Origin of the sequence: Chondromyces crocatus, assembly GCF_001189295.1 — a bacterium.
Lineage (GTDB): Bacteria > Myxococcota_A > Polyangia > Polyangiales > Polyangiaceae > Chondromyces > Chondromyces crocatus.
In genome coordinates, this window is sequence record NZ_CP012159.1 from 5,514,160 (window position 1) to 5,537,934 (window position 23,775).

General features: G+C 69.1%; 13 protein-coding genes and 2 pseudogenes. 4 read left to right on the top strand and 11 right to left on the bottom strand.

All coding sequences use genetic code 11. From position 1 onward, the window contains the following. The first annotated feature begins 48 nt into the window (after positions 1 to 48). Positions 49 to 2,907 (top strand): FxSxx-COOH system tetratricopeptide repeat protein, encoded by a 2,859-nt coding sequence (fxsT, locus tag CMC5_RS20315; RefSeq protein ID WP_050431970.1) that lies wholly within the window; start codon positions 49 to 51, stop codon positions 2,905 to 2,907. 98 nt (positions 2,908 to 3,005) lie between these two features. Here fxsT and CMC5_RS49195 read toward each other — a convergent pair whose 3' ends face one another. Continuing rightward, on the bottom strand, positions 3,006 to 4,037 hold the full coding sequence (locus CMC5_RS49195) for a dihydrolipoamide acetyltransferase family protein (RefSeq protein ID WP_156339329.1): 1,032 nt from the start codon (positions 4,035 to 4,037) through the stop codon (positions 3,006 to 3,008). A gap of 89 nt (positions 4,038 to 4,126) precedes the next feature. Between CMC5_RS49195 and CMC5_RS49200 the strand changes: the two are divergent. After that, positions 4,127 to 4,219 (top strand): annotated as a pseudogene (locus tag CMC5_RS49200) (hypothetical protein); the annotation flags it as partial. A 295-nt stretch (positions 4,220 to 4,514) separates the two neighbouring features. On the opposite strand, the pseudogene CMC5_RS49205 reads toward CMC5_RS49200, so the two are convergent. From CMC5_RS49205 to CMC5_RS20340, 5 genes and pseudogenes are all read right to left on the bottom strand, one after another. Beyond that, a pseudogene (locus CMC5_RS49205) lies at positions 4,515 to 4,730 on the bottom strand (biotin/lipoyl-containing protein); the annotation flags it as partial. Positions 4,731 to 4,741: 11 nt separating this feature from the next. Further along, a complete protein-coding gene (locus tag CMC5_RS20325; RefSeq protein ID WP_050431971.1) occupies positions 4,742 to 5,725 on the bottom strand; it encodes a pyruvate dehydrogenase complex E1 component subunit beta in 984 nt (327 codons plus the stop codon). Continuing rightward, on the bottom strand, positions 5,722 to 6,699 hold the full coding sequence (gene pdhA / locus CMC5_RS20330) for a pyruvate dehydrogenase (acetyl-transferring) E1 component subunit alpha (RefSeq protein WP_050431972.1): 978 nt from the start codon (positions 6,697 to 6,699) through the stop codon (positions 5,722 to 5,724). Before pdhA ends, CMC5_RS20325 begins: the two co-directional genes overlap by 4 nt. An 18-nt stretch (positions 6,700 to 6,717) precedes the next feature. Next, the gene (locus tag CMC5_RS48585; RefSeq protein WP_082362642.1) at positions 6,718 to 8,007 is read right to left on the bottom strand and encodes a MopE-related protein; all 1,290 of its coding nucleotides are present in this window, start codon (positions 8,005 to 8,007) and stop codon (positions 6,718 to 6,720) included. A gap of 165 nt (positions 8,008 to 8,172) precedes the next feature. Beyond that, positions 8,173 to 9,684, bottom strand: coding sequence for a serine/threonine-protein kinase (locus tag CMC5_RS20340; protein WP_050431974.1), 1,512 nt, complete (start codon positions 9,682 to 9,684; stop codon positions 8,173 to 8,175). 200 nt (positions 9,685 to 9,884) lie between these two features. Between CMC5_RS20340 and CMC5_RS20345 the strand changes: the two genes are divergently transcribed. Together CMC5_RS20345 and CMC5_RS20350 are read left to right on the top strand one after the other, a co-directional pair. Beyond that, positions 9,885 to 10,940, top strand: coding sequence for a hypothetical protein (locus CMC5_RS20345; protein WP_050431975.1), 1,056 nt, complete (start codon positions 9,885 to 9,887; stop codon positions 10,938 to 10,940). 100 nt (positions 10,941 to 11,040) lie between these two features. Continuing rightward, positions 11,041 to 11,334 carry an oxidative damage protection protein gene (locus tag CMC5_RS20350; RefSeq protein WP_050431976.1) on the top strand — a complete coding sequence of 98 codons (294 nt, stop codon included), beginning with the start codon at positions 11,041 to 11,043 and terminating at the stop codon, positions 11,332 to 11,334. 31 nt (positions 11,335 to 11,365) lie between these two features. Here CMC5_RS20350 and CMC5_RS20355 read toward each other — a convergent pair whose 3' ends face one another. From CMC5_RS20355 to CMC5_RS46990, 5 genes are all read right to left on the bottom strand, one after another. Further along, positions 11,366 to 13,477, bottom strand: coding sequence for a hybrid sensor histidine kinase/response regulator (locus tag CMC5_RS20355; RefSeq protein WP_050431977.1), 2,112 nt, complete (start codon positions 13,475 to 13,477; stop codon positions 11,366 to 11,368). Positions 13,478 to 13,484: 7 nt separating this feature from the next. After that, on the bottom strand, positions 13,485 to 13,901 hold the full coding sequence (locus CMC5_RS20360; RefSeq protein WP_050431978.1) for a response regulator: 417 nt from the start codon (positions 13,899 to 13,901) through the stop codon (positions 13,485 to 13,487). Between the two features lie 233 nt (positions 13,902 to 14,134). Next, complete coding sequence (locus CMC5_RS46980; RefSeq protein ID WP_082362643.1) at positions 14,135 to 18,832, bottom strand: ATP-binding protein; 4,698 nt, start codon at positions 18,830 to 18,832, stop codon at positions 14,135 to 14,137. Between the two features lie 330 nt (positions 18,833 to 19,162). Beyond that, positions 19,163 to 21,322 (bottom strand): thrombospondin type 3 repeat-containing protein, encoded by a 2,160-nt coding sequence (locus tag CMC5_RS47710; RefSeq protein WP_050431980.1) that lies wholly within the window; start codon positions 21,320 to 21,322, stop codon positions 19,163 to 19,165. 239 nt (positions 21,323 to 21,561) lie between these two features. Continuing rightward, positions 21,562 to 23,730 carry a thrombospondin type 3 repeat-containing protein gene (locus CMC5_RS46990; protein WP_050431981.1) on the bottom strand — a complete coding sequence of 723 codons (2,169 nt, stop codon included), beginning with the start codon at positions 23,728 to 23,730 and terminating at the stop codon, positions 21,562 to 21,564. Between the last annotated feature and the right edge of the window lie 45 nt (positions 23,731 to 23,775).

The window sequence follows — 23,775 nt, forward strand, 5'->3', positions numbered from 1 at the left end:
GCGCATCCGGCCGATCGTGAGAACTTAGTCGCCCCTCGAGAGGACCAGATGCTTGCTCCGGCGAAGAACCCCATCGATGTGTTCTTCACCTACGCTCCCAGGGACGAAGATCTACAGCCGAAGCTCGAGATCCACCTCGACGCGCTGAAGCGGCAGGGTTTCATCCGGAGCTACAAGGGATGGCCGCTCGATGCCTTGAAGGAGCGGCAGGAGCAGGCGACGCAGAGCTTGCACGAGGCGAGGATCGTGCTGCTCCTCGTGAGCTCGGACTTTCTGCACGATGGGTCGTGGCGCCTCCCGGAGCTGCGCGAAGCGCTCCAGAGGGACGGGAAGGGGGAGTGTCGCGTCATCCCCGTCATCCTCCGCCCGTGTTCGTGGGAGAAGACGTCCCTCGGGCGTCTCTCTGCGCTGCCGGCGCGGGCGAGGGCGGTGACGAGCTACCCGAACCAGAGCGAAGCGTTCGCGGAGATCGCCAAGGGCATTCGCATCGCGGTGCGGGACCTGAGCCCCGCGCAGAAGCGACCGCCGGGGAGCTCGCCGGATCTCGGTGAGGCGGCGCCCGAGATCAAGAAGTTGCCTCCTCGTAATCCCAGCTTCACGGGTCGTGATCGGCTCCTGAGCGATCTCAGGGCGGCGCTCACGTCGGGAGGGCCCGCCGCGCTGACGCAGGCCATCAGCGGGCTCGGCGGTGTGGGCAAGACCCAGCTCGCCGCCGAGTACGCGCACCGTTACGCGAACCAGTACGACGTGGTCTGGTGGGTGAGGGCCGAGGAGCCCGCCATGATCGCAGAAGAGTTCGCGCAGCTGGCCGCGGCGCTGGGGCTGCCGGAGAAGGACGAAGCCGATCAGCGGCTCGCGGTGGAGGCGGTGCGGAGCTGGCTCTCTCGTCATGATCGCTGGCTCCTCGTCCTCGACAACGTCAACGATCCGAAGACGCTGACGCCGTTCCTTCCGCACCCTCGCACCGGCCACGTGATCATCACGTCGCGCAACCCGAGCTGGCGAGGCGTCGCCACGCCGCTCCCGGTGCCGACCCTGGAGCGGAGCGAGTCGGTGAAGCTCCTGCTCGATCGTACCCACCAGGACGACACGCCGGCGGCAGAGCGCCTCGCCGAGGCCCTCGGGGACCTTCCGCTCGCGCTGGTCCAGGCGGCGGCGACCATCGAAGAGACCCAGTCGACGATCGCCACCTACTACAACGCCTTCGGGGAACACCTGCGCGATCTACTCGGGCGGGGGGTACCCACCGACTATCCGGCGCCCGTGGCCACCACCTGGGGGCTCGCGTTGCAGGAGGCGCAGCGCATCTCGCCGATCGCCGTCGATCTCTTGCGGCTCTGTGCCTTTCTCGCGCCGGACGACATTCCCCGCGAGGGGCTCGCTCGCGCCGGAGAGCACGTCCCGCCGCAGCTCGCGGAGGCGATGGCCGACCCGTTCGCGCTCGATGACGCCGTGGCTGCGCTGCGGCGTTACTCCTTCATGGAGGTCCATGAAGGGGTGATCTCGGTCCACCGTCTGGTGCAGGCGGTGGTGCGCGATCGGCTCCCCGAAGAAGATCTGAAGATCTGGGCCGACGCCGCGGTGACGCTCGTGGATCACGAGTTCCCGGAAGGGAGCGACAAGGTCGAGAACTGGCCCCTGTGCGCGCGGTGGCTGCCGCACGCGCTGACCGCGGTGGTGCACGCCGAGCTGCATGGGGTGGCCCGGGAAGCGCGAGCGCGGCTTCTCGCCAGGTTCGCGGTGTATCTCCAGGTGCGTGCCGCGTTCGCCGAAGCGAAGGGGTACCTGGATCAGGCGCTCGCTCTGCACGAGGCCGAGTACGGTTCCGATGATCCTCGGGTCGCGTCCGTGCTGAGGAACCTCGGGAGCGTGCTCCACGATCTGGGCGACCTGGGGGGAGCGCGTGGGTGCTTCGAGCGAGCGCTCCGGATCGATGTGGCCACCTACGGGTACGACCATCCCGAGGTGGCGCACGACGTGAACGATCTGGGCAGCGTGCTCATGGATCTCGGTGATCTGCCAGCGGCGCGAAAGTACCTGGAGCGGGCGCTCAGCATCGACGAGGCGACCTACGGTCCCGACCACCCCAGCGTGGCGATCCGGCTGAACAACCTGGGTGCGCTGTTCCGCGATCTCGGAGACTTCACCAGCGCCCGGGCGCACCTGGAGCGCGCGCTGGCGATCGACGTGGGGGCGTACGGCGAAGATCACCCGACGGTCGCGCATGGCAGGACGAACCTCGGCCGCCTCCTGCATGATCTCGGCGACCTCCAGGGGGCACGCGCGCAGTTCGAGGAAGCGCTCACCATCGACGAGCAGACGTACGGCTACTACCATCCGCGCTTCGCCCTCGCGCTCAACAACCGCGGCCGCGTCTTGCGCGACCTGGGGGATCTCGCGGGCGCCCGAGCCGACTTCGAGCGCGCTCTCGCCATCGTGGAGGCGACGTACGGCCCTGATCACCCGGACGTGGCGCGGGACATCAACAACCTGGGCAGCGTGCTGCGCGATCTCGGCGACCTCGAGGGGGCCCGGGGATGCTTCGAGCGCGTCCTCAAGATCGCCGAGGCGACCTACGGGCCGGACCATCCGGCCGTGGCCATCGGGTGTAACAACCTGGGCAGCGTCCTCCAGGCCATCGGCGATCTGGAGGGGGCGCGGAGTGAGCTGGAGCGGGCACTCTCCATCGCGCAGACGACATATGGCCCCGATCACCCGGTGGTGGCGAGCATCGTGAACAACCTGGGGAGGGTACTGCAGGCGCTCGGGGATCTGCCCGGCGCCTGGCAGCAGATCGAGCGCGCCGTGACCATCGCGACCAAGGCGCTCGGGCCCAGTCACCCCTCGGTGCAGATCTTCTCGCGGAACCTGGCCCGCATCAGCGATGCCCTCGGCAGCGCCCCCTGACGGCGCATCGCTGCGGCGCGCCGGGCACCGGCGGACGGGGAGGCGAAGAGAGCTGGGGAGGCGGGGCGGCGGGGGCGTGTGCCCCCGCCAGGTGTGCGTCAGAGGAGGATGTGCATCGGCCGCTCCAGGAGCTGCCGTAGCGCCTTCAGGAACGTCGCGCCCACGGCGCCGTCGACGACCCGATGGTCGCACGACAGTGTCATCGCCATCCGTCGGCCAGGGACGATCTGCTCGTCCTTCACGACGGGTTCCCGACGGACCTGCCCGACGGCCAGGATCGCGCCCTCCGGCGGGTTGATCACGGCGGCGAACTCGTCGATGCCGAACATCCCCAGGTTGGAGATGGAGAACGTCCCGTTGGCCATCTCATCCGCGCGCAGCTTCTTCGAGCGCGCTCGCTGCGCGAGGTCGCGCACCTCGCTCGCGATCTGAAGCACCGACTTCTGGTCGGCGTTGCGCAGGACGGGCGTCATCAGCCCTTCGGGGACGGCGACGGCCACGGAGATGTCGACCCGCTTGTGGACGAGAATGGCGTCGGCAGTGAACTGCGCGTTGCACTCCGGGACGCGCTTCAGCGCGATGGCGCACGCCTTGATCAGCAGGTCGTTGAACGAGATCTTCTGCGCCTCCTCGCCCTTGGGGGCGCCAGCGGCGAGTTCGGCGTTGATCTGTTCGCGGAGCACGTTCAGCGGATCCGCGTCGATGTCGATGGTCAGATAGAAGTGCGGGACCGTCTGCTTCGACTCGGTGAGCCGACGCGCGATGGCCTTGCGCATCATGCTGAGCGGCCGTGACTCGGGCGCCGCAAGGCCTTCGGCCTCCGGGGCGGGAGCGGGGCGAGCCGGGGGAGGGGATTGCTTCCCTTCCACGGGCTTCGCGCCGGCGGCCTTCTTCGCCTTCGGCGGCTCCGCTGCACGGGCGGGAGGCGGTGACTTCAGCGCCGCCTCGACATCCCGCGCGATGATCCGGCCACCAGGGCCAGAGCCCGAGAGCTGCTTGAGATCGAGCTCATGCTCGCGCGCGAGCTTGCGAACGTACGGAGAAGCTCGGACTCGGCCGGGTTCCGTCGACGAAGGCTGCTCAGGAGCGGCGTCGTCGCCACCTCGACGGCGGTCGGCTCCCTTGGCCACATCCTTCTTGGACTTGGCTTTCTCGGACTTGTCCTTGCCGCCGTCGTCCTTCTTCTTGGGCGCGGCCTTCCTGGACTCGTCCTTCTTCTTTGAGGCCTCTTCCTCGGCATCCTCGTCGGACTCGTCTTCGTCGGACTCGTCTTCGTCGGACTCGTCTTCGTCAGACTCGCCTTCGTCGGACTCGTCTTCATCGGACTCGTCTTCATCGGACTCGTCTTCATCGGACTCGTCTTCGCCCGACTCATCCTCGTCAGACTCGTCTTCGGACTCGTCCTCGTCTTCGGACTCGTCCTCGTCCTCGTCGGTCTCGTCCTCGTCGGACTCATCCTTCTTGGAGTCGCCCTTCTTGGCTTTCTCCTTCTTGGAGTCGTCCTTCTTGGCCTCGTCCTTCTTCTTGGCGCCCCCTTCGTCGGCCTTACCACCTGCCTTGGCCACGAGCTCGGAGATGTCCTCGCCCTTCTCGCCAAGGATTGCCACGGCCTGACCCAGCTGGGCCACGTCGCCAGCTGGGACCAGGATCTTCAGCAAGGTCCCCTTATCGAAGGAGCGGTACTCCATCGTCGCCTTGTCGGTTTCGACTTCGGCGAGCAGGTCGTCGACGGCGACCTCGTCCCCTTCCTTCTTGTGCCATTCGCTGATCTGCCCCTCTTCCATGGTCGGGGACAGCTTCGGCAGCTCCAGGATCTTCGCCATCCGACTCTCCTTCAGCTCCGGTAGAGCACCTGGTTCACGGCCTCGAGGATCCGCGGCACGTTCGGAATCACGTGCTGCTCGAGCTTTGCGTTGTACGGCATCGGGTAATCGAGCGTCGTCACGCGAAGCACGGGTGCGTCGAGATCGTCGAAGGCGAGCCGCTGGATCCGGTCCGAGACCTCCGCGCCCACGCCACCGAAGGGCCACCCCTCGTAAGCGATGACGGCCCTGTGGGTCTTCCGCACGCTCTTCACGATCGTCTCCTCGTCGAGGGGGCGGATCGAGCGCAGATCGACGATCTCGGCGCTGATGCCTTGCTTCTCCAGCTCCTCCGCGGCCTGGAGGGCCACATGCGCCAGGCGGCTCCAGGCCACGATGGTCACGTCCTTGCCCTCTCGGGTCACCTTCGCCACGCCCATCGGGATGGTGAGATCTGGATCGTCCGATACCTCACCCTTCACGTTGTAGAGCGTCTCGCTCTCCATGAACAGCACCGGGTCGTCGTCGCGGATGGCCGTCTTCAGCAGGCCCTTCGCATCGGCAGGCGTCGCGGGGGCCAGCACCTTCAGGCCAGGCACGTGAGCATAGAGATGCTCCATCGCGTGGGAGTGTTGCGAGCCGACCTGCCGGGCCGACGCATTCGGAGCCCGGAGCACGATGGGGACGCTGAACTGCCCACCCGACATCTGCCGGATCTTGGCGGCGTTGTTGAGGATCTGATCGAAGGCGACCGCGGAGAAATTCCACGTCATGTACTCGACGATCGGCCGGAGGCCGACCATGGCCGCCCCGATGGAGATCCCCGTGAACCCGCTCTCGGTGATGGGGGCGTCGATCACCCGCTTCGGGCCGAAGCGCTCGAGCATCCCTTCGCTCACCTTGTAGGCGCCCTGGTAGTGCCCGACCTCTTCGCCGACGAGGTAGACCCGGCTGTCGCGGTCCATCTCCTCGATCATCGCCGCGCGAACGGCCTCTCGATATCGCAGCGTGCTCATCGCGCGAACGCTCCCGTGTACGTGGTGGAGGCCAGGAGCTCCGGCCCCGGCTCTTCGCTCTCGTCGGCGAAGCGGATCGCGTCGGCGATCTCTTCTTCGACTTCTTTCTCGAGGCGCTCCAGCGCCTCTGCGTGTCCCTTCTCCTCCAGCTCGAGGCGGGAGCGCAGGACCACGTCCTTCCGCTTGCGCTCGTCCAGCTCGTCCTTGGTCCGGTATTTCCCGGGATCGCTCATCGAGTGGCCGCGGAACCGGTAGGTCTGGATCTCCACGAGCGTCGGCTCCTGCGTCTCCCGCACCCGATCCACGACGGCGTGGAGCCGATCGCGCACCTGGAGGACGTTCTCGGCGGCAAACCGTTCGCGAGCCATCCCGTAGCCGAGAGCCTTCTGCGAGACGTCTGCCACGCTGAGCGTCCGCGAGAGCGGCGTTCCCATCGCGTACTCGTTGTTCTCGCAGACGAACACGACGGGCAGTCGCCACAGCGAGGCCAGCGACATGCCCTCGTGGAAGTCGCCGATGCTCACCGCCCCCTCGCCGAAGAACACCATCGACACGCGATCCTCGTCCCGGTACTTCGAGGCGAAGGCCGTGCCCACCCCGATGGGGATGTGACCGCCGACGATCCCGTAGCCGCCGAGCATGTTGTGCTCGCGGTCGAAGAAGTGCATCGAGCCGCCCAGGCCCTTGGAGCAGCCAGTGACCTTGCCGAACAGCTCGGCCATCGCTGACCGCGCCGTCATCCCGCGCGCCAGCGCCAGGCCGTGATCGCGGTACGTGGTCAGCATGTAGTCGTCGTGTCGCATCGCCGCATGGGCCCCCACGGCGATCGCTTCTTGCCCGATGTACAGGTGCAAGAAGCCGCCGATCTTGCCTTGCGCGTATGCCCTTGCCGCTTCTTCCTCGAACCGGCGGATGAGGAACATCTGCCGGTAGAGCTTGAGGTGCAGCTCGTCGCTCGTATCCAACGTCGTCATGGGCCTCCAGGGCCCGGTTTAGGAGACTTTGGTGCGTCTGACAATGCGCCTGCGGTGGACGAGTGCTCCCACGACGATGGCGCTGAGCGTCATTGCGACGCCCGAACTGCGCATGGTTCGCGAAAAACCTGCGCTCGACCCGATGCCGCAGCCTCCCTGAAGCTCCAGGCGCTCGGGCGCTGGTGATCCCGAAGGTCCGCCATCCGTCCCTCCGCCCTCTCCGCCGAGAGACTCACATACGCCCGCTTCGCAGCGGCTGTCGTCGGGGCATGCGTCGCTGGCCAGATCCTGATCCGGGATCCCATCGCAGTCGTCGTCCACCCCGTCACACCGATCATCCGCAGCGTCCGGTGAGATGTTCGGGTTGCCGTCGTCACAGTCGTCTCCGCCGCAGAGCATCGCGCCGTGGCCATCGCCGTCGACATCGAGGCACGCCTCCAGCGCATCCCGGAACAGCACCCCCTGGCCACCGACTGCGCCCGAGCAAGGGCCGCTCTCGCCTCCGTGAAGTTCGACGGCGGGGACCGCTTGCAGCGGGTCCTGTGTCCTGAGGACCACCACGCCACCGCCACCGCCACCGCCGTGGGAGCTGCTCCCGGTGCCTCCTCGACCTCCGCGGACCGAGATCACCCCGCCACCCGAGAGTTCGACGGCGATGATCTCGACTGCGCCACCGGCGCCACCACCCGAGCCGAGCTCCAGCACGTTGAGGCCATCGCCTCCGCGCGCTGCCACCAGGCCATCGATCTGGATCTCCGCCGCTTCCAGCCGGATGAAGCCGCCGCCATGCCCTCCGCGCGAGGGCCCGGTGGTCGTCAGGGGGAAGGACGCGCCGCCCGCGCTGCCTGGCCAGAGCGCGCTCACCGGATCCGCGTAGCTCGAGCCACCGGGGACGCCGCCGAACGGGGCGCACAGCAGGGTCACCCCGGCGGCGCCTGCGCCCGCGCTGCCGCCACCCGAGCCAGGTCCGCCGGGGGTGGCCTGGCGCCGTCCACCGGAGGCGGTCCCGGTAGGGGCGGCGCCATCGGCTGCGTCGGCCCCTGGATACCCCGCACTGGTCGCGTCGATGCTCCCGCCGGCCTCGACCACGATCCGGCCCGCCCGGATGTGCAAGGTGCCCGGATTCACCCCGTCCCGCGCCACCCGCAGGATGCCATTCGGCCGCACGACGAGTTCTGAGAACAGGTGCTCTCCGCGGAGGAGCTGCTCCCCCTCGATGACCCGCACGGGGGCTGCTCCCGCCGTCCCCTCGGTGAGCAGGACCAGCGTCAAGCCCGCTGCCGCAGCAGCACACATCTCCCGCAACATGCGACGGATGCTAGACGGACCCCGCAATGACAGGGCGACAAAAGGCGGCGCTTCCGCACCGCACGAGGTCCCGCTGCTGGACGAGGTCCCGCTGGACGAGGTCCCGCTGGACGAGGTCCCACCGAAGGGGAGGGGTGGCGTGCGTGAGCCGCGCTGCTCCGCGCTTCAGCGTCGTTCCACGAGATCCGAGGGGACATCGCCCCCCGTCGCGTCGACGCTCGATGCCGGGTCCGGCGGCGGCGTGGGCGCGTCGTTCTCTCCGGCCGCTTCCGTCCCGTCCTCGCTTCCGGTCGCGCTTCCCTGGGCATCGGGGGGGACCCCCGCGTCCAGCTCGGCGTCCGTCGACGGTCGCCCTCCCGTGGACGTGGCGGGATCGACCCTGGGACGCGTCACCTTGGTGGGGGAGGGCGGTCGCGCTTGCACCGTGGGCGCCGTGCTCGCCGTCGCCACCGTCGCGCTCGTCTCTTCCGCGGCGGGCGAGGCGTCGCTCCCGTCGACCGAGCGCAGGGCGGTCCGGAGCAGCAGCATCGCCGTCACCACGATCACCGCGCCACCGAGGATCACCTGGCCCAGTTTGCGATCGCGCTGGGGGAACGAGCTGTCCGTCCGCAGCCCGGAGGAGCCGGTGTCGACCAGACCCGACGGCATCGCCTCGCGCCCTCCGGGAAACGCAGCCAGCCTCGGATCCGAGCCCTGGCCGGGGGATGAGGGCGCGGCCGCCGGAAAACCCTGCGCGCGGAACCCTGGGACTCCCTCCAGCGCGAGGGCGAGCGCATGACCGAATGCCTCGCAGCTCGGGTAGCGATCCTCGGGCCGCTTGGCCAGCCCCCGGGCGAGCACATCGTCGAGGGCAGGGCACCCGAGCTGCTTTCCCACGGCCTCGGGCGACTCGTGCGCGATGCGCGCGGTCACCGTCACCGCGTCGTCGCCAGGAAAGGCGCGCTCGCCCGAGGTGGCCTCGTACATCACGGCGGCGAGCGAGAACTGGTCGCTCGCGGGTGAGAACCTGCCGGCCTTGAACGTCTCCGGCGCGCTGTACGCTGGCGTGCCCATCAGCCCACCCTGGTGCGTCAGCGTGGAGTCGGGGATCCGGGCGATCCCGAAGTCGGCCACCTTTCCTCCGGTGCTGGCGAGGATGATGTTCTCCGGTTTCACGTCGCGGTGCACGACGCCGGCCTTGTGGGCGAGCGTCAGGGCTTCGCCCAGCTCGCGGGCGAGGCGAGCGGCCTGCTGCGGCGAGAGAGGACCATCGTACAGGCGCTCCTTCAGCGTCGGCCCCTCCACGTACTCGAACACGAGGTACATGCCGAGGCCCGGGTCCTCGCCCATGTCGTGCAACGTCACGATGTTCGGGTGCGTGACCCGGGCCGCGGCCCGGGCCTCGTGCCGCATCCGGATCACCAGGCCATCACGCACATCGCGCGGGATGCGCAGATCGTCGCGCAGGTGCTTCAGCGCCACCTCGCGATCGAGCACGGGATCGTGCGCCAGGAGGACGCGGCCCATCGCTCCCTCGCCGAGCACCCGCAGCACCCGGTAGCGGCCGATGGAGAGCGGCAGCCCACCTTGCGCCGCGCTCGAAGCCTGCGGAGCGAGATCTGGAGATCCGGCGGAGCCGCCGGGCACGGGTGCGGGGCGGCGCTCGGCCTCAGAGTCGGGCGACGACGGCTGGGACACCTCGCCCCCGGTTTTATCTGCCCTCGGCCTCTGACGAAAGGACGAAAGGCCCGGCGTACGAACGGGCCGGTGCCATGCCCGTGCCCTCGCCTTTCGCCGGGGAATCTCCCCTGGTATTTCAGCGCGGAGAGCGACGCAGGGCCCGGCCAGCGTGGACGGTGACCTCACGACGACCCGACATCTCTGGGGGAGAGTGCACCATGCCGGACAACACCATTTCGACCGCAGCGACGAAGACGGCAAAGAAGAAGGGGAAGACCCGGACCAAGCTCATCCTGCTCGGGGGCTTCTTGCTGGCCCTCGTGGTGGTCGTGCAAACCGGCCTCGTGGGGTACGGGATCGCGCACCTCCGCGCAGCCACCTTTCCGGGCCCGGTGGGCTTGCTCGACCATTTTCCTGCCACCACCACCGGCGTGGTTCTCATCGACACCCACCGGCTGGATCCGGCTGCCCTGGGCCACGAGGAGGGCGCCGCCCGCACCTACCTCACGCGCACGCGCGACGAGATCAAGAAGATCACCGGCATCGACCTCTGGTTCGACATCGACAAGATCGCCATCGCTCCGTCGCTCACGGTCGCCCGGGGTCGCTTCAGCGAGGCGCGCGTGACCGATCGCCTCAAGGAGTCGAAGTACGTCGAGGCCGAGTACAAGGGCGTGAAGTACATGGTCCGCGGCGGTGAGGACGCCCTCGCCGTACGCGACGGCTCCTTCCTCCTCTACGGCGACGAGGCCGCGATCCGGGCCAGCATCGACGCCTCCGCGGCGAACGACACCCTCGATGAGCAGCCGCAGTTCTCCGAGCGTCTCGACGCCGTGGGCTGGGAGTATCCCGTCCTCGGCACGATCCAGATCAGCTCCGACAAGCCCAGCGTCCGCGAGGTCCTCGCGGGATCCAGCGGGCCGCGCGCGGTCACCGTCGGCCTGGACACCAAGGGGGGCCTGGTGGTGAAGGTCCTCGTCGAGACCATTAACCCGGCCTCGGCCGAGGAGCTGCGCAAGCTGCTCGACGAGAAGAAGGCCGACGCTGCCGTCCTCGGCGCCATCCCGGGCACCGACGTCGGCCCCTTGCTCTCCGACGTGGCCAAGCGCGCGCGCGTCTCCGTGCCACCCGGGACGAGCCAGGTCGCCATCCAGGTCGAGCTGACCCCGGAGGAGCTCGATCGTGTGGCCAAGGCCGGCAACGCCCTCGCCGAGGCCTTCAAGCAGGCCTACAGCAACGTGCGCCTGTTCCAGCTCCTCGTGCCGAAATTTTGAGCCCCGCGGGGGAGGCGAGCGCTCCCCTGGCGCGAGGCCCACAACCTGCCCACATTCCCGTTCCCGGCCCCATGGGCCGTGCTAGTAGGAACCCAGACCCATGACTGAACCTCGCATGGTCGAGTGCCGCAAACTCGGCAAGCTCCTCCCTGGCCTGACCCGGCCGCCGTTCAAGAACGAGCTGGGCAAGCGCATCTACGAAGAGATCTCCAAGGAGGCCTGGGACGAGTGGCTCAAGGAGTCGGTCCGCTACATCAACACCTACCGGTGGGACCTCGCCAGCGCCGAGGGGCAGCGGCTCATGATGCAGCAGATCGCCATCCACTTCGGCTTCGAGGAAGGCGAGAAGATCAACACCGCCTGGACGCCCCCCAAGCCCGAGCCGAACGGCTGAACGGGGAGCGCTCGGCGAGCGACCCGCGGCGTCAGGCTCTCGGCTTTGCGAGCTTCGCCACCAGCGCGACGAGTTCCAGCGTGTCCACGGGCTTCGTGAGGTAGGCGTCGAAGCCGGCGGCGCGCGCACGTCGCCGGTCGTCGATCCCTGCAAACGCCGTGAGCGCCACCGCTGGCGTGCGTCCACCTCGCTCTGGCGCGAGGGTGCGCACCCGGCGCATCAGGCTATAGCCATCGGCGCCAGGCATCCCGATGTCGCTCATCAAGAGATCGTAGCGCTCGATTTCCAGCGCTCTCAGCGCCTCGGCCGCCGTCGCCACGGCGGTCACGCGGGCGCCGTTCTGCGTGAACACCGCCAGCATGATCTCCCGCGCGTCGACGTCGTCCTCGGCGAGCAGCACATGCAGCCCGGCGATGAGCGCGCTGGTCGGCAGGTTCGGCGGTGCCGGATCCGACGACCGCACGAGGGGTGATGAGGGCGCCTCGGGGCGTCGCAATGGCAGGGTCACCGTGAACGTCGCTCCGGCTCCCTCGCCGGCGCTCTCGGCGCGGATGGTCCCCCCGTGCAGCTCGACGATGTGCCGCACGATCGACAGACCGAGCCCCAGGCCGCCATGCGCGCGCGTTGCCGACCCATCCGCCTGGCGGAAGCGCTCGAACACATGGGGCAAGAACTCCGCGGCGATCCCGCGCCCGGAGTCCACCACCTGCAGCATCACCGCCTCCGGGCAGGTCGAGACCCGCACCTGGATCGCGCCGCTCGCTGGCGTGAACTTCGCCGCGTTCGTCAGCAGGTTCCACACCACCTGCTGCAGCCGATCGGGATCCCCCTGGATCTCAGGAACCTCGTCGTCGATGTGTACCGAGAGCTGGAGGCTCTTCGCGTCGAGCGACGGCCGCACCACGTCGAGCGCCCCCTCCACCGCCCTCCGCAGATCCATCGAGCGCACGTCGAGCCGGAGCTTGCCGGAGATGACCCGCGACACGTCCAGCAGGTCCTCGACGAGCTGCGCTTGCGCCCGCGCGTTGCGATCCACCGCCTCCAGCGCGCGGGTGCGCTTCTCCGGCGGGAGCATCCCGGTGTGCAGCATCCGGATCCAGCCCATGATCGCGTTGAGCGGCGTCCTGAGTTCGTGGGACACGATGGCCAGGAACTCGTCCTTGGCGTTGTTCGCCTCCTCGGCGCGCTGACGCTCGCGTTCCAGCAGATCCACGAGCAGCCGGTTCTCGATCGCGATCGAGGCCATCCGCGCGAGCTGCACGAGGAGCGCCTCGTCCTGCGCATCGAGCGTGCCTCTCTGCTTGTCCGTCAGGAGGAGCAAGCCCAGATCGTGCCCGTCCTGCCCCACGAGCGGCACGATCGCCACCCCCTCGGCGACGGAGACGTCGACGCCTCCGAGCAGCTCGGGGGCGAGGGGGTGCGCCTCGAGCTGCTGCCGCGTCATGCGCACGGGCCCCCCTGCCTCGAGGATGAGCTCGTGGAACGCGGGGGGGATCGACACCTCGCCCCCGATCGGCGCCGGCGCCGACCACGCGGCGACCCGCCCCCCGTCGGCGGCCGAGGAGACGCCCAGCGGGAGCAGCCCCACCGCTGCCTGCTGTGTCCCCACCAGGGTCCGCGCGCGCTCCACGAGCGAGACCAGGATCGCCTCCAGCGACGCAGCGCCGTGCAGCGAGAGCGACGCCTCCGTCAGCTCTCGGAGCTTCTGTGCGTGCCGCTCCAGCGCCTGCTGCGCGGTGGCCGTCTCGCGCTCGGCGCGCGACACCCGCACCGCGTGCCGCAGGCTCTGGCCGAGCCGCTCTGGCGACAGCGACGCCTTCGAGATGTAGTCGGCCGCGCCGGCCTTCATGATGTCGACCGCCGTCTGCTCGTCGCCTTGCCCGGTCAGCATCACGATGGGCGTGTCGTCCCCGGCACCGCGCACCTCCTGGAGCACCTCCAGGCCGTCGGTCCCGGGCAGTCGGTAATCGAGCAGCACGCAGTCGAACGAGCGCCCCCTCAGGGCGGCGAATGCCTCCGACGCGCCCGCCGCCTCCACCACCGCCGCCTCGATTCCTGCTTTGCGCAGGGTCCGCAGCACGGCGAGCCGATCGACGTCGTCGTCGTCGACGACCAGAATCTGCAGTGGGTCGGGCGTTTCCATCAATCGGTCAGGGCAGTTCCACGAGCGTCCAGTACTTGTTCAGCGCCGCCATCAGCTCCACGAAGCTGATGAAGGTGACGGGCTTCAAGAGGTAGCCAGCGACGTTGAGGTTGTACGCCTCCACCTTGTCGCGATCGTCGTTCGACGTCGTCAGCACCACGACCGACGTCGAGGCGAGCTCCGGGTCCGCGCGCAGCGCGCGGAGGAACTCGATGCCGTTCATCTTCGGCATGTTGAGATCGAGCAGGACGAGCCGTCGCTCCTTGGGCATCTGGTCCCCGCGCAGCACTTCCAGCCCCTCGAGGCCATTGCCGGCGATCCATAGCGGGTTCGAGATCTTGTTCCGCTTGAACGCCCTCTGGACGTTCATCACGTCGACCTCGTCGTCCTCGATCAGCAAGATGTTCAACAGGCGCTCGCTCATGGTTCTGACTCGGGTGGGGCAGGGGCGAAGGGGTCCGCCTCCATCGCGACCATCGCGAGGACATGACGGCGCGCCAACCTGGGCCGAGCTGCAAGGCGCGTTGGTACACCGCCGCTCTGGTGACCTCAAGCTGGCAGGTATTTCTCATCTCTTCCAGAAATGCCCGATCGAATTGCCGCGCTCGTCGTGCGTGCTGTCCAGCCTGGCTGCACATGCCCTGCATTGGTTCCTCCTCAATGCGGCGTCTTCGGTTGCTTGAGCCACGTGAAATGGAAGGCTGCGCCGCTGCCCAGCGCCGACTCCACCCACACCCGCCCGCCCCGTGTCTCGACGATCTTCTGCACGACGGAGAGCCCGATGCCGGTTCCCTCGACCTTGTCGCGCGCCTCCAGCGTCTGGAAGATGCCCCAGATGCGCTCGTGGTACTGCGGCGCGATTCCTGGACCGTTGTCGCTCACCGAGAACCTGAACGAGGTGCCTTCGTCCTCCACCTCCACGCGCACCAGCGCATCGTCCCGCTGTGCGTACTTCAGCGCATTGCCGATCAGGTTCATGAACACCTGCTGCAGCGGCACTCGCTCGCATCTCAGCGTCGGCATCTCGGGGCCCACCGCGATGCGGCCTCGGGCCGGGGCCAGCAGCTCTATGATCTCGCCGAGCAGGCGCCCGACGTCGACGACCTCGATCTTGTCGCGCATCCTTCCTGCGCGCGAGTAGCCCAGGATCCCCTCGATCAGCGCCTCCAGCCGGTGGACGCGCCCCCGGAGGAGGCGCATGTGCTCCTGCGCCTCCTCCGTCATCCGGTCGGCGAGATCCTCCTCGATCCACTGCGACAGGTTGGCGATGCCCCGGAGCGGCGCCTTCAGATCGTGCGACGCCACGTACGCGAACTGATCCAGCTCCCGGTTGCTTCGCTCCAGCGCCGTGATCAGCCGCTCCCGCTCCCGCTCCGCGCGTGTCCGATCGGTGGTGTCGCGCAGCGTCATCACCGCCCCGAGCTTCTCGCCTGCCTCCCCGCGCAACGGCAGCGCGCTCCCCACCGTGATCACCTCGCTCCCGTCGGCGCGTCGGATCCGCATCTCCGTGTCGAGCACCGTCTCGTTCTCCAGCACCGCCCGCGACAGCGGCAGCTCCACCAGCGCGTAGGGCGGTCCTTCCCGGGTGAAGATCTCGTACGTGCTGCGCCCGCCGCCGACTGGCACGCCGAGCGACAGCTCCCCGTGCAGGCGGCGCGCGGCCTCGTTCGCGAACTGCACGCGCCCCAGCCGGTCGACGACGATCACCCCGTCCGCGATCTGTCCGAGGATCGCCTCCCGCTCCCGCGCCGCGTCTTGCGTCTCCCGGAACAGCCGCGCGTTGTCCACCGCCACGGCCGCGCGGTGTCCCAGCTCCTCGGCAAGCGCCACGTCTTCCACGTCCAGCGATCGCAGCGAGCGTGACGTGGAGATGAACGTGATCAGGCCCAGCGTGTTTCCGCGCGCCGCCATGGGCACCACGATCATCGAGCGCGGCGCGAGCGCCCGCTTGAGCGCGCGGTGCTCCTCGCTCGTCCCGAGGGCCAGCGCCATCTCCTCGGTCATCCCCGCGACGTGGAACGAGCGCCCCGTGACCAGCACCTGCGAGCGCGGGTGGTCCGGGTGATCGATCTCCGGCGACGTCTGCAGCAGCCGCTCGGCCAGCGCCTCGTCCCCGGGCCGCCCGTGGGCCACCTCGATCCTGCGCAGCGAGCCGTCCCGCTCCCGCAGATCGATCACGCAGAAGTCGGCGAAGCGCTGCACCACCCGCCGCGACAGCTCCCGCAGCCTCTCCCGGGCGCCGAGCGGCGCCGACAGCGCCACGCTCGCGTCCGACAGCAGGAGGAGCGCGTGCTCCACCCGCTTCCGGTCGGTGATGTCCTCGAAGATCATGGCGATCGAGTCGGGGTTCGGGCGGACGCACACCAGCCGGAACCACGTGTCGAAGTGCTCGCCCCCGTAATACTTCTCGTCCTGCCAGCCCACGCCCGTCTCGGCGACGCCGCGATAGTGATCCCAGAGCCCGCTCTCCCGCAGACCGGGGAACGACGCGAGCAGGCTCATCTCCTGAATGAGGTGTCCCGCCGGGAGTCGGTTGATGCGTGACGCCGCCTCGTTCTGGTAACGCCGTGCGAAGTCCACGACCGCGCCGTGCTCGTCCCGCACGATGCGGTGGTACGAGAACGCGATCGGCGACACCTCCTGCGAGACACGGAAGAGTTCCTCGCTCTGGCGGAGCTGCTCGGCGAGCTCCTCCACCCGCTGACGCGCGCGCACCTGCTCCGTCACGTCGACCGCCACCGTCACCAGTGCCGTCACCTCGCCCAGCTCGTCGCGCAGCGGCTGCGTGGTGAAGAGGAAGTACGCATTCTCGACGACCCCATCGCCATTGCGGTCGATCCGGACGTGGTACTCGTCGGCGGAGAACGCCTCTCCGGTCGTATAGATGCGCGCGAGCAGGTTGAAGAGCGGATCGTCGTCGGGCAGCTCCGGGAACGCCTCGCGGAACGTCTTTCCCGTCTCGATTTTCCGCCCGACCATCCGCTCGTAGCGGGGGTTCGCCAGCTCCACCACGAGGTTCGGCCCCCCCAGGATCGTCACCGCGATTGGCGCCTGCATCAGCATCGCCTGGAGCCTCGCCCGTGCGCGCTCGCTGGCTGCACGCGCCCGGGACAGCTCGAGCTGGGTCGTGACGCGCGCCACCAGCTCCCTGGCCGAGAAGGGCTTCGACAGGTAGTCGTTCGCTCCTGCCTCGATCCCCTCCACCCGCGCCTCGTCGCCGGCGCGCGCCGACAGCATCACCACGGGCACGGCCCGCGTGCGCGGCTCCTCGCGCAGCGCGCGCAGCAGCCCGAAGCCATCGAGTTCGGGCATCATCACGTCGGTCAGCACCAGATCCGGCACACGCGCCCGCGCGGACGCGAGCGCAGCGGCCCCGTGGCTCACCGCCTCCACCGTGAACCGCGACCCCAGCAGCCGGGTCACGTACTCGCGCATGTCGGCGTTGTCGTCGGCGACCAGGATCCGCGCCAGCCGCCCCTCGCCCGGCTCCAGTGGCGCATCGGTGGGCGCCTCCACCACCCACCGCTGCGCCTCCTCCACGAACTGCGGGACGGAGGCTGTCGCCATCGGCGACGCCGACCGCCTCGCGCCGATCTTCTCGGCGGGCAGGTGCGCGACGCCTCGCGGGATGGACACCGTGAACGTCGTCCCCTCATCCACCACGCTCTCCGCGCGGATCGTTCCCCCGTGCATCCGCACCAGCTCGTGTACGAGCGCCAGCCCGATCCCCGAGCCCTCGAAGCTTCGTGACCGCGCTCCCTGGACGCGGTGGAACCGCTTGAACAGGTGCGCCATCTCCTGCTCCGGGATCCCCGTCCCCGTATCGCGCACGGCGAGCTCCACGTGGTCTCCCTCCACGTGGACTCCCACCGAGATCCCCCCTTCGAACGTGAACTTGAAGGCGTTCGACAGCAGGTTGAGGACGATCTTCTCCCACATCTCCCGGTCGACGTAGACGGGCTCCGAGAGCGGCTGGCACGTCACGTCCAGCGTCATCCCCGCCCGCTCGATCGCGGAGCGGAAGGTGCTCGCAAGCTCTGCCGTGAGCGACGGAAGATCCGTCGGTTCGTAGCTCGCTTGCGCGCGCCCCGACTCGATCCGCGAGAAATCCAGCAGCGCGTTGACGAGTTTCAGCAGCCGGAGCGTGTTCCGGTGCACTGCCCGCAGCGGCTCGCCCTCGAGCGCCCCGCTGGACGACGCGAGCGCGTCCTCGGTGGGCCCCAGGATCAATGTCAGCGGCGTGCGCAGCTCGTGGCTGATGTTGCTGAAGAACAGCGTCTTCGCCTGATCGAGTGCGGCCAGGGCCTCCGCCCGACGCCGCTCCTCCGAGCGGGTCCGCGCGTTCGCGAGCGCGCTCGTCACCTGGTTCCCCACCAGATCGAAGAACGCCACGTAGTCGTCGTCGAGCCGGCGCCGAGGATTCACCCCGACCACGAGCATCCCTGCGAGTCGCTCCTGACCCGCGCGCGCGAGCGGGAGGACGACGGCCGTCGTCGACGACTCTGGCCAGGTCCCTCCCGGCAGCGCCCCGAACCGTGCCACCAGGTCCTCTTCCACGACCAGCTTGCGGGACCGCGCCGCCTCACCCAGCCGCACCCCGTTGCCCTCCTCACCCAGCCGCACCACCCCCTGGGCGATGGCGTGATCCGGTGGCAACCCCGCCGTCCCCGCGAGCTGGGCCTCTTCTCCCTGCTCGTCGAGCGTGTACAGCAGCGCGAACGGCACCGTCGCCATGTGCCGCCCCAGCGTCTCCAGCGCGATACGCCCAGCCTCCTCCACGCTCTGGGCCTCGCCCACGTGCGCGCCCAGCTCGCGCAGCACCACCAGCCGCTGCTCCCCCAGCACCCGCTCCGTCGTCTCCGAGCAGGCACAGAAAATTCCCCCGATGCTCCCGTCTTCATCGAGGACCGGGCTGTACGAGAACGTGATGTACGTCTCCTCCAGGTACCCGTTGCGGGTCATCATGAGCGGCATGTCCTCGGACCACGTCGCCTCGCCGGTGGTGCGGACTGCGTCGAGCATGGGCCCGATCACGTCCCATAGTTCGCTCCAGCACTCCTTCCCGGGTCGACCCAGGAACTGCGGGTGCTTGCTCGCCCCCAGGATGGGCCGGTACGCATCGTTGTAGAAGCGCGCGTACTCCGGCCCCCACCACAGCTCGATCGGAAAGCGCGACGCGAGGCAGATGCTCACCGCCGTCCGCAAGCTCTGAGGCCACCGCTCCACGGGCCCGACCGGCGTCGACGACCAGTCGAGCTTGCGCATCAGCGCGGCCATCTCTCCACGCCCCGGGAACATCCGCTCCAGACCCCGAGCCTCAGCGCCCGCGGGCTCCACATCCCCTCTGTACGTCATCCGGTTCGCTCGCGGCCTCTCGGGTCAGTCGTCCTCTGGGACGGCCTCCCCTCGCTCTCACCCTGCCCTGACACCGTCCGGCACGATGCCCCCACCCAAGCGCCCACAACCACCCAAATCCGTACGCTTTCCGCAAGTTTCGGCCACCTCCCGCACCCGCCTACAGGAACCTCCCGAGCCCACCTACGGGACCTCGTGGACGCTCTGGCCTTCGCGGTGGATGGCTTTCCCGAGGCGACGTCGCTTCGTCGTGGCGCGGTGCGGCGCAGCCTGCGGAACCCTTCCGCGCGGCCACCGCGCCCGACGATTCTCGACCTCGCCTGGCGTGGCTCAACCCCGGCGGCGTCTGCGGAAGGCGAGCAAGAGCGGGAGGCCTCCCAGGAACCCAAGCGCGCCGCGGGAGTCAGCGCCCTCGTGGCTCGCGGCCGCGCAGGTGAAGCCACCGCCGTGGAGGCTGGGCTCGGTGGGCGTTGCGCCGTTGCCCGCGTTGCCGCTGCCCGGGGTGCCCGCGCCAACGCCGTTGCCAGCGCCGGAGCCGCCCGAAGGCGCGCCGCCCCCGTTGCCGCTGCCGCCACCCCCGGTGGTGGCGCCGCCCTCGCCCGAGCTGCCCTCGACGAGGCAGCCACCGGCGATGCAGACCCCACCCGGACAAGGCGCGCCCTCGTTGGAGTAGGGGGCGCACTCGCCGGTGGTGGGGTAGCAGGCCATCACCTGGCAGACGTTCTGGGACGGCGCGCAGACGACGGGCTGGGTGCCGACACAGACGCCGCTCTGACAGATGTCGACGGCGGTGCAGGCCTGCCCATCGTCGCAAGGCGAGCCGTCGGGGCGCGGCGGATCGTTACAAGAGCAGGCGTCGCCGACGCCATCGCCGTTGACGTCCTCCTGCGAGGGGTTGGGCGTGCGCGGACAGTTGTCGCTGGCGTTGGGGATCCCGTCGCCGTCGATGTCGTCGTCGCAAGCGTCACCGATGCCGTCGCCATCGAGATCGGCCTGGCTCGGGTTGTAGACGTCGGGGCAGTTGTCGATGGCGTCGGCGATGCCGTCGCGATCGCGATCGGCAATCGCGCAGGTCCCGTTCTGGCAAACTCCCCCACCACCGCAGGGCGAACCGTTCGGCCGTGCGGGGTGGTTGCACGTCCCCGTGGTGGGATTGCACGCCCCTTGCTCGTGGCATTCGTCGGGTGGAGGGCATTGCACCGGATTTCCCGAGGTGCAGGTGCCGGCGTTGCACTGGTCGCCCTGGGTGCAGGCGTTGCCGTCGTTGCAGGACGAGCCGTCGGGAAGTGGGGCGGGGATGCAGTCACCGGTGACGAGATCGCATGCCCCTTGCTGGTGGCAATCGTTGATGGGTGCGCACACCTGCGGGTTGCTGCTCGTGCAGGTCCCGGCCTGACAGGTGTCGGTCTCGGTGCAGCCATTGCCTTCGGAGCAGGCGCTGCCATCGGGCGCGGGCGGTGAGGCGCAGGTGCCCGTGGCGGGATCGCACGTACCCTGGAGGTGACAGGTCGCCGGGGGTGGACAGACCACGGGATTCGCGCCGGTGCAGACCCCGTTCTGGCAGATATCGGTCTGCGTGCAGGCATTGCTGTCGTTGCACGCGGTGCCATTCGGCCGGTTCGGCGTCGAGCACATCCCGTTCGCCGGATTGCAGGTGCCGACGTCGTGGCACGCATCGATGGCCGGGCAGGTCTTGAGCGCACCGGGCGTGCAGGTGCCGTTCACGCACCTGTCGTTCTCGGTGCAGGCATTGCCGTCATTGCACTGGAGGTCGTTGTTGCTGCGGACGCAGACATTGTTGACGCACGTGTCGGTGGTGCACGGGTTGCCGTCGTTGCATTCGGCGGCCGAGGTGCACCGGCCCGACGCCCAGACCCACGAGTCGCTGTAGATGGTGCTGCCCGAGAGTTCGTAAAACTCGTTGTTCCAGACATTGTCGTTGCCCCAGGCGACCATGGCGATCGGGACCCCGAGCGAGTCGATCCCCACGAACGACGACGGTGGATGGGAGTCCGGGATCCAGGTGACCTGACCGATCAGCGCCCCGTTGGTCCCCCACACCGCCAGGTATTGCTGCCCGTTCATCCCTGCGGTCAGGCCCACCTGGGTCACGGGCCTGTTGAACCTCGCCACGTGGGAATGCATGCCCACGTTGCCGACCTGCGTGCCTCCATTGGCCGGGTTCGGGAACATGCCGCCGGGGGGCGTGTACGCGGGGAGCGACGCCTGACCTTGCGAGACGCAGCCCGGCAGGATGGTGCCGAACGAGCCGGCCTGCCAGATCAGCCCCTGGGCCGCGTAGACGTCCGCCGGCACGCTCCCCGAGGTCGGACCCTCGTCGAAGTTGCCCTTCCCGATGACGTCGACCATCTGGTCGATGTGGGTCAGCGCCTGGACGCTCCCCACGGCACTGACCGTACCTGCCCAGGCAGTGCTGACCGTAGCGATCCCCGGCAGTGCCACCGCCGCCGCGAGGAGGCGCCGCGTCACTCTTCTCATCCTGCCAGGTTACCCCCTCCCGTGTCGCCCCTGGGGCTCCTTGTCGCCCTGCGCGCTGTGGGCGCCGTCACGGCCGCTTCGGCGCGACGCCCGCACGTGGCGGGGCCGACACCGTGCTGCGGTATCCAGGCTCACGTGCCGTCGGGGAGACGCCGCCAGGACGTGGTACCGGGGATGCCGTCGAGCTCGTGCGGCCACCGCGCCTGGCTCATGCCGGCTCCTCGGCCAGATCACGACCGACGCTCCTGACGGCGCCTACCGTGCGCGACCAGCAGCGCCAGACCGCAGAGCAACCAGGGACTCGAGGGGTGCCCGCTGGTGGAGGGGCTGGCCGCGCAGGTGAAGCCGCCGCCGTGGAGGCTGGGCTCGGTGGGCGTTGCGCCGTTGCCCCCCTGGCCGTTGCCCGGAGTTCCCGCACCCGCGCCACTGCCCGCGCCGGAGCCGCTCGAAGGCGTGCCGCCGCCGTTCCCGTTGCCGCCGGCGCCCGTGGTGCTGCCGCCGCCCCCGCCCGAGCTGCTGCCCTCGACGAGGCAACCACCCGCGATGCAGACCCCACCCGGACAAGGCGCGCCCTCGTTGGAGTAGGGGGCGCACTCGCCGGTGGTGGGATAGCAGGCCATCACTTGGCAGACGTTCTGGGACGGCGCGCAGACGACGGGCTGGGTGCCGACGCAGACGCCGCTCTGGCAGATGTCGACGGCGGTGCAGGCCTGCCCATCGTCGCAAGGCGAGCCATCGGGGCGCGGCGGATCATTGCACGAGCAGGCGTCGCCGACGCCATCGCCGTTGACGTCCTCCTGCGAGGGATTGGGCGTGCGCGGACAGTTGTCGCTGGCGTTGGGGATCCCGTCGCCGTCGATGTCGTCGTCGCAAGCGTCACCGATGCCGTCGCCATCGAGATCGGCCTGGCTCGGGTTGTAGACGTCGGGGCAGTTGTCGACGGCGTCGGCGATGCCGTCGTGGTCGCGATCGGCGGTGGCGCAGGTACCATTCTGGCAAACACCCCCACTGCTGCAGGGCGAGCCGTTCGGCCGCAGGGGATGGTTGCACGCCCCGGAAGCAGGATCACACGCGCCTTGCTCGTGGCACTCGTCGGGCGGCGGGCATTGCACCGGGTTTCCCGAGGTGCAGGTGCCGGCGTTGCACTGGTCACCCTGGGTGCAGGCATTGCCGTCGTTGCAGGATGCGCCGTCGGGTTTCGGGATGGGCGTGCAGTCGCCGGTGGCGAGATCGCACGCTCCCTGCTGATGGCAATCGTTGATGGGCGCGCACATCAGGGGGTTGTTGCCCGTGCAGATCCCTGCCTGACAGGTATCGGTCTCGGTGCAGGCATTGCCATCGGTGCAGGCGCTTCCATCAGGCGCCGGCGGTGAAGCGCAGGCACCCGTCGCCGGACTGCATGTGCCCTGGAGATGGCAGACCGCCGGGGGTGGACAGACCACGGGATTCGAGCCGGTGCAGACTCCGTTCTGGCAAGTATCGGTCTGCGTGCAGGCATTGCTGTCGGTGCACGGGGTGCCATTCGGTCGATTCGGCGTGGAGCACATCCCGTTCGAGGGATTGCAGGTGCCGACGTCGTGACAGGCATCGATGGCCGGGCACGTCTTGGGCGCGCCGGGCACGCAAGCGCCATTCACGCACGCATCGTTCTCGGTGCAGGCATTGCCGTCGTTGCAGCTCAGGTTGTTGTTGCTGCGGACGCAGGTGTCATTGACGCACGTGTCGGTGGTGCATGGATTGCCGTCGTCACACTCGGCGTTGGACGAGCACCGCCCCGAGGCCCAGATCCACGAGTCGCTCATGATCGTGGTTCCGCCGATGTCGTAGGCCTGCCCACCCCACAGGTTGTCGTTGCCGTAGGTGACCATGGCGATCGGCACCCCGAGCGAGTCGATCCCGATGAACGACGAGTCCCCGCTGGAGGCCCAGGTGACCTGGCCGATCATCGTGCCGTCCGCGCGCCAGATGGTGAGGTACTGCGGCCCGGCCGAGCTGGCCGTGAGCCCGACCTGGGTGATCGTGACGCTGAAGCGGGCGATGTGCGAGAGGAGGGCGTGCTGACCGATCTGCGAACCCCCGCCACCCGGATTCGGGAAGTACTGCTTGAAGCCGTCGCTGTACGTCGGCGTTTGACCAGCCCCGGGCGTGGTGCAGCCTGGCAGGATCTGGTTGAGCTGACCGGTCCGCCAGATCAGCCCCTGCGCCGCATAGACGTCATTCGGCACGTACCCCGACGTCGGTCCCTCGTCGAAGTTGCCCCTCCCGACGATGCCGATCATCTGGTCGATGTGCGTCAGCGCCTGGACGTTCCCCATGGGGGTGACCGTCCCGGCCCAGGCAACGGTCGCCGTCGCGACCCCCGGTAGCGCCGTGACCGCCACGAGGATGCTTCGCGCCACGCTTATCATGACGCCAGCGTACTGCGTCTCGGGTCACGTCAGGAG